The following is a 13,007-nucleotide window of genomic DNA, read 5'->3' on the forward strand; positions in this document are numbered from 1 at the left end:
CCATGCAGATACGCCTTCTCTTGCTCGACTTCGACGGCACGCTGGCCGACACCCGGCGGGCCAACACGCTCTCCTACGTCGCCGCCCTCGGTGAAGCGGGTTACACACTCACCGAGGAAGAGTATGCCGCCAACTATTTCGGGATGCGGTGCAACGAGTTTCTCACGCGGATCGGGATCGCCGACCCCGCCGAACGCGAACGGCTGCGGCTGCGCAAGATCGCCCTCTACCCCACGTTTTTCGACACCGTGCGGCTCAACGAACCGCTGTGGGAGTTCTGCCGACGGTTCCGCGCCGACGGAGGCCGCGTGTGGGTGGTCTCAACGGGCAGCCGGGCCAATATCGACAACGTGATGCGCCACCTGGGAATTACGGACGGCGTGGACGGCATCCTCTCGGGCGCCGACGTGGAGCACCCCAAACCCGCCCCGGACTGCTTTCTGGAAGCCATGCGCCGCGAAGGCTGCACGCCCCGCGAGACGCTGATCTTCGAAGATTCCGAAATCGGCATCGAGGCTGCGCGCCGCAGCGGCGCGTCGTATTTCGTCGTGAAATTATAGTTTCCGGATCACCCGGCAGGGATTTCCCACTGCGAGGACATTCGCAGGAAGGGATTTCGTGACCACACTCCCCGCACCGACCGTCGTCCCGTCGCCGATCTCGACCCCGGGCAGGATAACGCTCCGTCCCCCGATCCAGACATTGCGGCCGATCGTGACAGGCGCCGTCTGCGACCGCCACAACGGACTCTTTTCCGAAAGCCGTTCGGCAGGTTCCGTAGGATGGAACACGGTGTAGATATGTACCCCGGGGCCTATTCCCGAATAATCGCCGATCGTGATCCGGTTGCAGTCGAGAAAGACGCAGTTCATATTGATCTCGACATTGCGCCCCAAATGAATATTCTCGCCGTAATCGACAAAGAAAGGAGCGGCGATCCAGACATTCCCGCCCCGCGAACCGAGCAGAAGATCGAGCAGTGCGGACAAACGGAGCGTATCGGTCGTCGGCGTAGCATTGTACTGCGACTGCAAACGCTTGGCTTCGTGCCAGCGCGCCAGCAACACGGGGTCCGTACAGTCATACGGCCGCCCGAAAGCATCTTTTCCTTTTCAGTCATCGGTCGTCTTATCGTTTACAGATCAGGTTGAAATCGCAGAACTTGCAGGTGTCGGCGTCCTCGCATTGGCGGAACGGCACGGCCGGGTCGTATAACTCGGAAAGGGTCTCGCGGACAAGCTGTTCGAAAGGTCCGGCGTAGAGCGTATAGCGACCGCCGCGGACACCGGTTTCCCGGTCGTCGAGCGTCGGCAGGTAGTCGGGGCGGTTCATCGCCCGCACGTAGTAAAGCGCAGGCTCGGCGTCGACGCCCCGCGTCCGGTAAAGCATCATGGCATAGAGAAGCGTCTGGAGGATGTTCGAAAGCCGTTGTTTGCCCTCGCCGCGGAAAAGGCTCTCCACCCCGGCAAATTCCAGGTGCGGGGCCCCGGTCTTGTAATCGACTACGCGCAGCGTTCCGTCGTCGAGGGCGTCGATACGGTCGGCGATACCCGCGAATTTGACCCGCATTTCGCGGTCCTGCGCCCGGAACGGAAACGAATACGCCACCTCCTGCTCCAAGCCCGTAACGGTGAAGCCGTCGTGCGCGGCATCGTAAGGCATCACTCCGCCGCGCAGGTAGCGGATGACGATATCTTTGACCAACAGCAGGTTGCCCGTATAATCGTCGGTCGTGGCCGCAGGGTCCTGCAAATAATTCTCGTTGATCGCCGCCTCGACCGCCGTTGCGATCTCTCCCGTGCGGATCATCGCCCGCAGGGTTTCGCCGGGGTGCGCCTCGCCCACGATCCGGGCGTAGAGTTTCTGCACGGCGGCGTGGAGGATCGTGCCGAACATCGGGGCATCGACCTCCTCGGAAATCTCGTCGTCGGCCTGAAGCCGCGCCACGGAGTGGAAGTAGAAGCGAAGCGGACAGGCCACATAGCGGAAAAATGCCGTCGGCGAGAGCGTAGCCTTCGATTCGGGATCGGTGAAGCGTTCGAGGCGTTGCAGGATACCCTCGTCCTTGGCCACCTCGATCGGAGCCGTTTCGGCGAGGTTGACATCGACGCCCACCTCCACTTTGCGGACCGGAAATCCGCTCTCGTAATCGAGCTGGTAGATGTAACGGCTCGGCTCGCCGGTCGATTTGTCGTCGGCATGCGAACAGTAGAGCATCCACACCCGTCCGGCGCGCTGCACGAGGCGGTAGAAATAGTAGGCGTAAACCCCTTCGTGGTGCTCGGGCGTAGGCAGTCCGTAAGCCGCCCGCAGGTTGTAGGGCACGAACGACGCCTGCGCCATGTGGTTGCCCGGGAAATTGTCGTCGTTCATCGAGAGCAGAACAACGTTTTCGAAATCGAGGTTACGCGTTTCGAGGATACCCATGATCTGCACCCCCTCCAGCGGCTCGCCTTCGTAGGGGATGCGCATGGTCTGCAAATGGCGGCGCAGCAGCGACGTGTATACCTCCGGCGTCAGCGAAATGTCGCATTCGTCGAGCGAGTTGCGGAGTTTGGAAATTTCCCCCGAAATTACAGCCAGAAACTCCACCCGCTGCCGCGCATCATCGCCCTCGTAGGGCAACCGGGCCACAGCAGCCACCACCAGCAAGAGCCAGTCGGACAATTCGCGCCACTCGGCGGCAGGCGAAAAGATCAGCCGCAGCAGTTCGTTCCGTCCCAGCCACGCGGCGTCGACCGAAATGCGCCGTTCGCGCACGATTTCGTCCTGCATCGTCCGGGTCTCGCGGGCATCGCTGTCCGAGACATAGGGATGGGCGAGAATACCGACGGCGTCGGCATGGTAGAAGGTGCACCCCGCACCCTTTTTGCGGCGGTGGGCCTGCAACTCCACGAGGCGTTCGATAAACGTGTAGGCCAGGCTGGCCCGCAGCGGATAACCCATCGTGACGTTGACCTTCCCGATCTCGGGCGGCAGGGCGTAGAGCAGCGGCAGGAGCAGGTTTTCGTCCGTCAGCACCACCGCCGTACGTTTGTCCAGCGGCCCCCGGGCTGCCAGTTCGCGCAGGATCGCTGCGGCATGCTTGCACTGCACGGCATTCGACACGGCGGCCACGGCGGTCAACTGCTTCGCCTGCCGCATGTTGTCGTACGACACGGCTCCGCGCGGGGGAAACTGCACGACGTTTTCGCGGACGAACATGCCGGCCTCCTGCTCGGGGTCGTCCTTGTAATAGGAGTCGTAATCCCAGTAAAAATCGGTTTCGGCGGCGGTCGAAAGGAATTTGAAAAGCAGTTTTTCGCACTCCGACAAGGCGTTGAAACCCGCCACGACGTATTGCCGCGGTTCGGGGAACGCATAACCGCCTTCGCGGATACGGTCGGCGGCGGCCCGCTGGACCATGCCGTTGTAGGCGATACCCAGTTCGGCCAACCGTTCGCGGAAACGGCAGTAGACCGGTCCCAGCGTCTTCCAGATCGCCAGGAAGCGGCGCTTCTCCTCCGAGAGGTCGGCCTCGTCTGCGAGCGTCGACCAGAAACGCAGGATTTGCAACTGCGCAGGGGTGAGGTACGAAATATCGGCCTCGATTTCCTTGATCTCCGAGATGTTGCGGAACAGCATCCCAGCGTCGATCCGATACTTGTCGATGGTGTCGAAGTCCGTCAGGAGCATGTCGCCCCAGAAGTAGAATTTGTCGAACGGCTCGGCGTGGTACTCCGAATAGATTTTATAGAGTTCGGTGATCAGCCGTACGCGGTCGCCGGTCCTGAGACCCGATATTTCGGCCATCAGGTCGTCGATCGTCACCCACCGGGGCTGCCACATCGGACGCCCGGCGATACCCGTCAGGGCATCGACGAAAAACAGCCGTGCACGCCGCGACGGAAAGAGCATCGCCCTCTCGGAAAGCCCTTCGCCATAGCGTTCGTAAAGGTCCCGGGCGACTTCGAATAAGAAAGTTTTCATAGCAAAACCAATAAGCCCCCGCCCGAGGCGGGACGGTGGGGACGGGTCAGGCATCCATATGCCGCCGAAAACCGCATATACGCCGCCCGGCAGCAGGACGCCGCCCTGCCAGCATGACCGGAAACCTTATTCCGCACGGGTTATGTCCCCGCCCATGAACTTCGATCCGCTGCGAACGATCGGCGGGACACCCTTGTAAGTGATCTTGCCCCCGGTCGAGGTCTTGCCCTGGAAACGGTCGGTCACCCACAGCGAAGCGGAGCCTGAACTGGTAACGTTGACCTCGGCAGCCATCACCTCCAGCCCTGCGGCGTCGAGTTTCCCGGTCGAGACAAACAGCGAAAGGTAGCGCACGGCGCCTGTCAGCTTCGCCGAACTTTTGCCCGTGAGTTCCATCTTGAGGTCCTTGACATCCATCGCTGCCGTCACCTGCGCCATGCCGCCGACGGTCATGTCGAGCAGCGTCGCCGTGAGCGTTCCCTCGAACGTCGCAACAGCATCGGCGACGGCGATCCGCTCCAGCGAATTGTAGTAGACCGTCACTGCGGTCCGCTCGGGCCTGCGGGCATCGGAGCGTTCCGAGATACGCAGCACTTTATCCTTCACCTCGGCGCGGAATTTGGTCGTATAGGAGCCTTTGGTGTCGTAGACGATTTTGGGGGCTTCGGTATCGGGAACCTGCACGAATTTAACGTCGAGCGGCGCCGATACTTCGACGGCGTTGAACGAGGTGAGCCATTCGCGGCGTTCCCCGGCTTCGGCGGGCTGCTGCGCCCGGCAGAGCACTGCGGCGGCCAGCATCACGGCCGTCAGAATCATTTTCTTCATAACAAGGTCTTGTTTTACCTCCGCTAAATTACAAAATTATTGCGAAGTTCGGGATTTGTTTTGTATTTTTACCCTTTAAAAAGACATTTCGGACAGTGAGAGCGAAGATTCTGAATGCGAGCGCCGGGTCGGGAAAGACCTACCAGTTGGCCTACAAATACGTCCGCGACGTGATCGGCCAGCCCGGTCTCTACCGCCATATCCTCGCCGTAACCTTCACCAACAAGGCTACCGAGGAGATGAAATCGCGCATCCTCAAGGAGATTCACGCCCTGGCGTCCGGCGCCGCAAGCCCTTATCTGGAAAACCTCTGCTGCGAGTTGTCGCTCGACGAACGCTCCGTGCGCAAGCGTGCCGCCGAGGTGCGTTCGAAAATACTGCACGACTATTCGCGTTTCACGGTACTGACCATCGACACTTTTTTCCAGCGCATCCTCCGGGCCTTCATCAAGGAACTGGGCATCGACCTCAATTACAACGTGGAGATCGAGACCTCTTCGGTGCTGTCGAAAGGCGCCGACACGCTCATCGAGCAGATCACCATCGACCGCGACCTACAGCGCTGGCTCACGGATTTCGTACAGGAGCGCATCGACGAAGGCCGCAAATGGGATATCCGCGACGGCATTCTCTCGCTCGCAGGCGAGTTGTTCAAGGAGAAAAACAAGGATGCCCTGAGCCGCTCGCGGTCGCGCGAAGAGTTGGCGAAGATCGTCTCACGGGCGACGGCGAACGCCGAAGCGACCAAAACGCAGATGCAGCAGACCGCCGCCCGAGCCGTCGGGATCATCTCCCGGGCCGGGCTTACGGCAGCCGATTTTTCGGGCAAAAGCCGCAGTTTTGCCAACTACTTCTTTACGGTCGCCGCAGGCGAACTGAAGCCCTACGGCGCCACGGCGGCCAAAATGGCGGCCACGACCGAGGGCTGGGGCGCCAAAGGATCGCCCGCGCAGGCGCTGGCCCCCGAACTGCAACCCCTGCTGCGCGAGATGTGCGACACCTACGACGCCAACGTCAAAAGCTGGAACACCTGCGACCTGCTGCGCGAGAACTACCGCAGTTTCGCCCTCTTGTCGGACCTCTACGCCCGGGTGCAACAACTGTGCGACGAACAGAACATGATGCTCCTTTCGGAGACCAAATACGTCCTTTCGGAGTTCATCGGCCACAACGACGCGCCGTTCATCTACGAAAAGGTCGGCAACCGCTTCGAACGTTTCATGATCGACGAGTTCCAGGATACTTCGGCCAAGGAGTGGGAGAACTTCCTGCCCCTGCTGCAAAACGCCATGGCGCAGTCGGAGGAGACCTCGGTGCTGATCGTGGGCGACATCAAGCAGTCAATCTACCGCTGGCGCGGCGGCGACTGGAAAATCCTCCACGACAAGGCCCAGCAGGCACTGGGTAAGGACGACACCGAAGTCGAGGTACTCCGGGAGAACTACCGGAGCCTTCCCGCCGTGGTCGATTTCAACAACCGCATCATCTCGCATATCGTCGCCGCGGACAACCTCGCGCTCAACGAAACCCTTTCGAAAGCGGCCGACGAGGGGGCCATAGACCCCGCAGAGGCCGCAGCGCTGCGCGACACCCTTGCCGACGCCTACCGCGAACATGCCCAGATACCCCGCCGCAAAGCCGAACACCCGGGCTATGTCTCGGTCGAGACCTTCGCCGAACAACCGCCCGTCGTGGAGCGCATATGCACGCTGATCGACAAGGGGTTTCGCCCGTGCGACATCATGATCCTCGTACGCGGGGCCACCGACGGCGCAAAGGTCGCCGCCGAACTGCTCGACTTCAAACGCCGCAACGAAGAGCCGCGCTACCGCTTCGACGTGATGACGCAGGAGGCCCTGATCGTCGGCAACGCCCCCGTAAGTTCATTCATCGCCGCCGCCCTGCGGCTGGCGCTCAACCCCGACGATTCGCTTTCACGCGCCGTCTACAACCACTACCTCGGCCATCCGTTCGACCGCACGCTCACCGACGGCGAACGCGACTTCTTCCGCTCGATCCGGCTTCTCTCGCCCGAAGAGGCGTTCGAACGGATCGTCATGCAGCACACCCTGCAGGGCGACCGCCGGCAGACGGCCTACCTGCAGGCCATCCACGAGCAGATCATCGCCTTCTGCGCGACGAAGATCGCCGACATAGCACTTTTCCTGCGCTGGTGGGAAGAGACGGGAAAAAACCGCTCGCTGAGCGTCGACGAAAGCGCCACTACGGTCGAGATCACCACCATTCACAAAGCCAAGGGGCTCGAAAAACGGGCCGTCCTCATCCCCTACTGCTCGTGGTCGCCGGACCCCAAATCGAGCGGCACGGTGCAGAATATCGTCTGGGCCGAGGCCCGGGGCGACCAAGCGGAAGAGATCGGCCGCTTCCCGGTAAGATACAAGAAGGCGATGGCCGAATCGGGGTTCTCGGCGGAGTATTTCCGCGAACTGGTCTACGCCCACGTCGACAACATCAACCTGCTGTACGTGGCCCTCACACGCGCCGCCGAATCGCTCCACGTCTTCATCCCGCAGAAGGGAGGCCGCACGGTCGGAGGACTGCTGCTGCAAAGCATCCGCACCGACGGCGACAAAGCCCTGCTGGGCGACACCGAAGGCCGTTACACTGCCGACGAGGCGGGCGAACACTTCGCTTTCGGGGAGTTCGCAGGGCCCGTCGCAGGCGGTGCGAAACGCTCCGAAGCGGAACACGTCATCCTGGAGGACTACCCCACGGCACAGGCCGACCTGCGGCTGCGGCTCCCCTCACAGCGTTATTTCGAGGACGGCGGCGAGGTGGAACTCTCGCCCCGCAACCTCGGCATCCTGATGCACAAAGCCTTCGAGCAGGCCGACGACGAGGCGCAGATCGACCAAGCCGTAGCAGGCATGCAGGCCGACGGCACGCTGTCCGGGACTGAGGCCGAAACCCTGCGGCAGATGATCGCCCGGGCGCTCGCACAGCCCGAAGTCCGCGAATGGTTCGGCGGAGACTGGCAGCGCGTACGCAACGAAAACGAAATCATCATTCCCGGCAGTTCATCGACGCGGCGGCCCGACCGCGTGATGATCGACGGACAGCGGGCCGTCGTCGTCGATTACAAATTCGGCGACCACGACGCCGAACGCTACCGCCGGCAGATGCGCGAATACCTCCACCTGCTCGGAGAGATGGGTTACGCCCCGGCCGAGGGTTATTTATGGTATGTAAAACTGGGTAAGATCGAAAAAATAGAGCCATGAGAAGCATCCTCGAAAGCCTTCCCGCGGCATTCCGCCGCCGGGGCCTCGGCATAGCCGCTACCCTCGTGCTGCGCGCCGTGCTCAACCTGGCGGGGCTTGCCGCCCTGCTCCCGGTGCTGACGCTGGTGCTCGATCCCGCAGGATTCGAGGGCGACGGGGCGTTGGCGCGCGTCTACGCCTGGTCGGGCGCCGATTCACCGCAGGCGTTCGCATTAGCGGTCTGCGGAGCCGTCGTAGGGTTCATCATCGTGAAATGCGGCATCAATTTCCTGCTCGCACGCGCCGAGCGCCGCTATATTTACGACCTCTACCGCACCCTTTCGCGCCGCCTCTACATCGCCTACCACGACCGCGGACTGGCCTTCATCAACAACTCTAACTCCTCGGTGCTGGCACGCAACGTCAACGTCGTCTGCCTGGCATTCGCCGCCGGGGTCCTGCGTCCCGCCGCCGCCATAATCGCCGAGGCGATGCTCCTCATCCTGCTTTTCGCCTCGCTGGCCTTCTATACACCACTCGCAGCGCTGCTGGCCGTGGTGATCTTCCTGCCTGCCGTATGGCTCTACTATGCACTGGTCCGCAACCGGATCAACCGCTACGGCGAGTTGGAAAACCGCGCCCAGCGCGAAAAGGCGCGGCTCGTGGCCGAGACCTTCCGGGGTTTTGCCGACATCGAGCTGAGCAACGCCTTTCCCGGGATGCTCCGCGCCTTCGACCGCACGATGGACGAAGTGGTACGCACCCGTTCGCACGAAGCCGACATCGGCCAGTTGCCCCAGCTGTTCACCGAAATCGGGCTTGCCATAGGCATGGCCCTGCTGGCAGCCCTCAGCTTCGGCGGCGGACAGTCGCAGTTGTTATTCGGCGTCTTCGCTGTGGCGGCCCTGCGGCTGATGCCCTCCGTGCGCGGCATCATGTCGGGCTGGGCCACCATCCGCTACAACCGCTACACCGTCCCCATCCTGCGCGAAGCGGCCCTGCACGAACCGGCTTCCGCACAGCCCGACTCTCCGACGACCGAAACGCTGCCCTTCGAACGCGAAATCGCCGTCCGTAACCTCTCGTTCCGCTTCACCGAAGAAGGACGGGAACTGTTCCACGGCCTTTCGCTCACGATCCGCAAAGGCGAACGCATCGGCATCCGCGGAACCTCGGGAGCGGGCAAGACCACCCTTTTCAACCTCCTGCTGGGGCTTTACGAACCCACGTCAGGTGAAATCACCGTCGACGGCACGCCCCTAACGGCAGCCAACCGCCGGGCGTGGCAAAACCGCATCGGCTACGTTTCGCAGCACCTGTTCCTCACCGACGGAACGTTCGCGGCCAACGTCGCGCCGGGCGTTCCCGCCGCCGAAATCGACCGAAAACGGGTCGTCGAGGCCCTCGAAGCCGCCCAGTTGGGCGAGTTCGTCGCCGCCTTGCCCCGGGGCATCGACACGCCCGTCGGCGAATGCGGCAGCCGCCTCTCGGGCGGACAACGCCAGCGGATCGGCATCGCCCGTGCCCTTTACCGCCGGGCCGACGTGCTCTTTTTCGACGAAGCGACTTCGGCGCTCGACAATCGCACCGAAGGGGAGATCAACCGCTCGATCGCTGCAATCGCAGCGCGAAATCCGGGCCTGACCCTGCTGGTGATCGCCCATCGAGAAACCTCGCTCGAATATTGTGACCGAATCATAACACTTGGAGAATAAATGGAATACACAATCGCAGGCTTACGCCTCAGCCTGCCCGGCACACTCATAAACCGCCATTTCGGCCGTGCGCTGCAACCCTTCGCATCGGCATGTCCCGGCACGCCCGACCTGACGCTCGACGCCGGAACGGAGGTCACGCCCCTGCCCGATTACCGCGAGCTTCACAGCTTCGAGTTTACCGACGCAGACGCCGACTGTCGTTTCGGAGCCGACGCCGACGGCTACCTGCTCGAAATGACGCCCCGCGACGGAAGCGCTCCGGCCCGCTTCCGCATGGCCTACGGCGCAACGACGGCCCAGAGCGACATCACCCCGGAGCACAACCCCGCGCTGTTCCGGTTCGGGGCCTGGACCCTCTTCAACATCGCGGCACTGCCCCACGGGGCCGTGGCCTTCCACTCCTCGGTAATCCGTTACCGCGGCAAAGGCGTGCTATTCCTCGGCGAATCGGGAACAGGCAAAAGCACCCACACACGGCTGTGGCGGGAACATATTCCGGGCGCTGAACTGCTCAACGACGACAGCCCGATCATCCGGGCCACGGAGCGCGAAGCCATCGTCTTCGGCTCGCCGTGGAGCGGCAAAACCCCTTGCTACCGCAACGAAAGCTGTCCGATCACCGCCGTCGTACGGCTTTCGCAGGCCCCGCACAACCACATCCGCCGCCTTCGGCCGATCGAAGCCATCGGAGCCCTGCTGCCCTCCGCACCCCCGGCTTTCGCCCGGGACGAACGGCTCTCGGACGACACCTGTGGCCTGCTCTCCCGGCTGATTGCACAGGTTCCGGTCTACCACTTGGAGTGTCTGCCCGACGCCGCAGCAGCACAGCTCTCCTGCGACACGGTTTTCAACCGGCAGCCACTATGATACTGCTCCCCAACCAGCTCTTTTTCGAGCAGGTCGAAGCGATGCTCGCCGAAGGCCGCGAAGTCCAGATCCGCATGAAAGGCCACAGCATGCGCCCCCTACTGCGCAGCGAGCGCGACCAGGTCGTACTGAGCCCCTGCACCGACCCTGCGCGTCTCCAACCGGGCGACATCGTACTGTTCCGCACTTACGGCCGCCATATCCTCCACCGCATCGTCCGCCGCGACGGGGACCGCCTCACACTCGCCGGCGACGGAAACTACCGCATCACGGAACAATGCACGACGCGCGATGTCGTCGGCGTCGCTACACGGGCCATTCGTGCCTCGGGGCGCACCGTTAGTTTCGATTCACCCGGCTGGCGGCTCCGGTCGCGCCTCTGGCTCTCGATTCCGCCGTGGCTGCGGCGGCAGTTGCTGCGCGTGCTCTGGCACACAGGCTTCAAATAAAAAAGCAGGACTTTGCAGTCCTGTTTTTTTTGAAGACAGCCCGGAGGGTTGCGTGCTTCGCGAAAAAATCCCCGGATGGTAGTACCTGAGTACTTTCCAGCCGGGGATTTCGAGGGATGTGCGGAAATATCCGCTTAAAATCGAAAACTATTCGCCCAGAGCGAAACGCTTGTAAGCGATAACCGTAGCCTCTTTGTCAGCCTTGTGGATGTACTCGGCGATCGTCTCCTTCTCGCCTACCACCGGCTGGGCCAGCAGCGTGTTCTCCTCGAAGAACTTGCGCATCTTACCTTCGGCGATCTTCTCGAGGATTGCGTCGGGCTTGTTGGCGTTCTTGGGATCCTGCTTCATGGCCTCCATGGCGATCTTACGCTCGTGCTCAACGACCTCTGCGGGGCAGTCGGCCTCCGAGATCGAAACGGGAGCCATAGCCGTAGCCTGCATGGTTACGGTGTGGGCAACCTCGGCGGGAATCTCCTTGTTGAAGCCCAGGATCGTACCGAGCTTCTTGTTGAAGTGCACGTAAGCAGCGCAGTAAGGAGCCTCGATACGGCCATAGTAGGCCAGTTCGATCTTCTCGCCCGTCTGGCCCGATTTCTCGGTCACCATCTCTTCGACGGTACGGCCTTCGGCGTTCTTCGAAGCCATCAGCGTGTCGAAGTCGGCAGCATCGTTCTTCACGGCAACCTCCAGCATAGCCTCGGCCGAAGCGGTATACTCGGCATTCTGGGCTACGAAGTCGGTCTCGCAAGCCAGGCAGAGGATGTAAGCCTTCTGGCCTACGATCTTCGTTACGACAACACCCTCGGTAGCGGTGCGGTCGGCGCGCTTGGCGACGATGAGCTTACCCTTCTCGCGGATAATGTCCTGAGCACGTGCGAAATCACCTTCGGCCTCGATGAGGGCATTCTTGCAGTCCATCATACCAGCACCGGTCATCTTGCGGAGCTTCATTACATCAGCAGCTTTGATTTCCATAATTTTGTCCTTTCTCTTAAGGTTCGTAAATACAATTATTCTGCCTTTTCCACGGCTGCCTCGGCAACAGCTTCGGCAACTTCGGCTACCTCGGCAGCAGGCTCCTCAAACGGAGTCTCGACAGCGGCTACAACCTCTGCCACGGCAGCCTCCTCGGCATCTACCGAAGCCTTCACGGCTTTCTTGATGCGGGGCTTGCCCTCCTTCTTAACGGCTGCACCTTCGGCGTCTGCCTCCTGTGCTTCCTTCTCCTTCTCGAGTTTGCGCTCCTCGGTTCCTTCCGCGATAGCGGCGCACATGGCATCGAGAACCACGGCGATCGACTTGGTAGCATCGTCATTTGCAGGGATAACGTAATCAATGTCGGTCGGATCACAACAAGTGTCTACCATTGCAAATACGGGGATGCTGAGACGTTTGGCCTCTTTCACGGCGTTGGACTCCTTCTGAACGTCCACGACAAACAGGGCAGCCGGAAGACGCGTCAGGTCGGCAATCGAGCCGAGGTTCTTCTCCAGCTTCGCACGCTGGCGGGAGATCTGGAGTTTCTCGCGCTTGGAGAAATTATCGAACGTGCCGTCGGTCGCCATCTTGTCGATGGTAGACATTTTCTTGACGGCTTTACGTATAGTGGGGAAGTTTGTCAGCATACCGCCTGCCCAACGCTCGGTGACGTAAGGCATACCGACGGATGCCACCTTTTCGGCAACAATGTCCTTGGCTTGTTTCTTGGTGGCTACGAACAGCACACGGCGACCGCTCTTGGCGATCTGCTTGATGGCTGCTGCAGCCTCATCGATCTTCAGCACGGTCTTGTGCAGGTCGATGATGTGGATGCCGTTCTTCTCCATGAAGATGTAAGGAGCCATTTTAGGGTTCCATTTGCGCTTCAGGTGACCGAAGTGCGCACCGGCTTCCAGTAATGTATTAAAATCTGTACGTGACATTTTAATTCAATTCGTTGATTAATTTTAATT

9 protein-coding genes and 1 pseudogene are annotated in these 13,007 nt (G+C 61.3%); 5 read left to right on the plus strand and 5 right to left on the minus strand.

What is annotated here, in order from left to right:
• The first annotated feature begins 2 nt into the window (after positions 1-2).
• A complete protein-coding gene (locus tag I2E69_RS08380; protein WP_195460719.1) occupies positions 3-560 on the plus strand; it encodes an HAD family hydrolase in 558 nt (185 codons plus the stop codon).
• Here I2E69_RS08380 and I2E69_RS08385 read toward each other — a convergent pair.
• The 3 genes and pseudogenes from I2E69_RS08385 to I2E69_RS08395 form a co-directional block, all read right to left on the minus strand.
• Positions 555-1,120: pseudogene (locus I2E69_RS08385) on the minus strand (sugar O-acetyltransferase). The gene I2E69_RS08380 and the pseudogene I2E69_RS08385 sit on opposite strands and share 6 nt — an antisense overlap.
• Positions 1,121-1,128: 8 nt before the next feature.
• Entirely contained in the window at positions 1,129-3,969 is a 2,841-nt protein-coding gene (locus I2E69_RS08390) for a PD-(D/E)XK nuclease family protein (RefSeq protein ID WP_195460723.1), read from the minus strand.
• A gap of 126 nt (positions 3,970-4,095) precedes the next feature.
• Positions 4,096-4,797, minus strand: coding sequence for a head GIN domain-containing protein (locus I2E69_RS08395; protein WP_195460726.1), 702 nt, complete (start codon positions 4,795-4,797; stop codon positions 4,096-4,098).
• Between the two features lie 95 nt (positions 4,798-4,892).
• Here I2E69_RS08395 and I2E69_RS08400 point away from each other — a divergent pair, with 95 nt between their 5' ends.
• From I2E69_RS08400 to I2E69_RS08415, 4 genes are read left to right on the plus strand one after another with little or no spacing between them, the layout of a single operon-like run.
• On the plus strand, positions 4,893-8,039 hold the full coding sequence (locus tag I2E69_RS08400; protein WP_195460728.1) for a UvrD-helicase domain-containing protein: 3,147 nt from the start codon (positions 4,893-4,895) through the stop codon (positions 8,037-8,039).
• Complete coding sequence (locus I2E69_RS08405) at positions 8,036-9,733, plus strand: ABC transporter ATP-binding protein (protein ID WP_195460730.1); 1,698 nt, start codon at positions 8,036-8,038, stop codon at positions 9,731-9,733. The genes I2E69_RS08400 and I2E69_RS08405 overlap by 4 nt, the downstream gene beginning before the upstream one ends.
• Positions 9,734-10,603, plus strand: a complete 870-nt coding sequence (locus I2E69_RS08410) for a hypothetical protein (RefSeq protein WP_195460731.1) — start codon at positions 9,734-9,736, stop codon at positions 10,601-10,603.
• Positions 10,600-11,052, plus strand: a complete 453-nt coding sequence (locus I2E69_RS08415; RefSeq protein ID WP_195460733.1) for a S24/S26 family peptidase — start codon at positions 10,600-10,602, stop codon at positions 11,050-11,052. Before I2E69_RS08410 ends, I2E69_RS08415 begins: the two co-directional genes overlap by 4 nt.
• A gap of 147 nt (positions 11,053-11,199) precedes the next feature.
• On the opposite strand, the gene tsf is transcribed toward I2E69_RS08415, so the two are convergent.
• Positions 11,200-12,030, minus strand: a complete 831-nt coding sequence (gene tsf / locus I2E69_RS08420) for a translation elongation factor Ts (protein WP_195460735.1) — start codon at positions 12,028-12,030, stop codon at positions 11,200-11,202.
• A gap of 35 nt (positions 12,031-12,065) precedes the next feature.
• On the minus strand, positions 12,066-12,977 hold the full coding sequence (rpsB, locus tag I2E69_RS08425) for a 30S ribosomal protein S2 (RefSeq protein ID WP_195460736.1): 912 nt from the start codon (positions 12,975-12,977) through the stop codon (positions 12,066-12,068).
• Positions 12,978-13,007: the final 30 nt, after the last annotated feature.

Source organism: Alistipes sp. D31t1_170403_E11, assembly GCF_015553985.1.
GTDB lineage: Bacteria > Bacteroidota > Bacteroidia > Bacteroidales > Rikenellaceae > Alistipes > Alistipes montrealensis.

Coding starts and splice junctions, on each gene's coding strand:
- I2E69_RS08380 (WP_195460719.1), top strand. CDS start 3: ATGCAGATACGCCTTCTCTTGCTCGACTTCGACGGCACGCTGGCCGAC.
- I2E69_RS08395 (WP_195460726.1), bottom strand. CDS start 4,797: ATGAAGAAAATGATTCTGACGGCCGTGATGCTGGCCGCCGCAGTGCTC.
- I2E69_RS08410 (WP_195460731.1), top strand. CDS start 9,734: ATGGAATACACAATCGCAGGCTTACGCCTCAGCCTGCCCGGCACACTC.
- tsf (WP_195460735.1), bottom strand. CDS start 12,030: ATGGAAATCAAAGCTGCTGATGTAATGAAGCTCCGCAAGATGACCGGT.
- I2E69_RS08390 (WP_195460723.1), bottom strand. CDS start 3,969: ATGAAAACTTTCTTATTCGAAGTCGCCCGGGACCTTTACGAACGCTAT.
- rpsB (WP_195460736.1), bottom strand. CDS start 12,977: ATGTCACGTACAGATTTTAATACATTACTGGAAGCCGGTGCGCACTTC.
- I2E69_RS08415 (WP_195460733.1), top strand. CDS start 10,600: ATGATACTGCTCCCCAACCAGCTCTTTTTCGAGCAGGTCGAAGCGATG.
- I2E69_RS08405 (WP_195460730.1), top strand. CDS start 8,036: ATGAGAAGCATCCTCGAAAGCCTTCCCGCGGCATTCCGCCGCCGGGGC.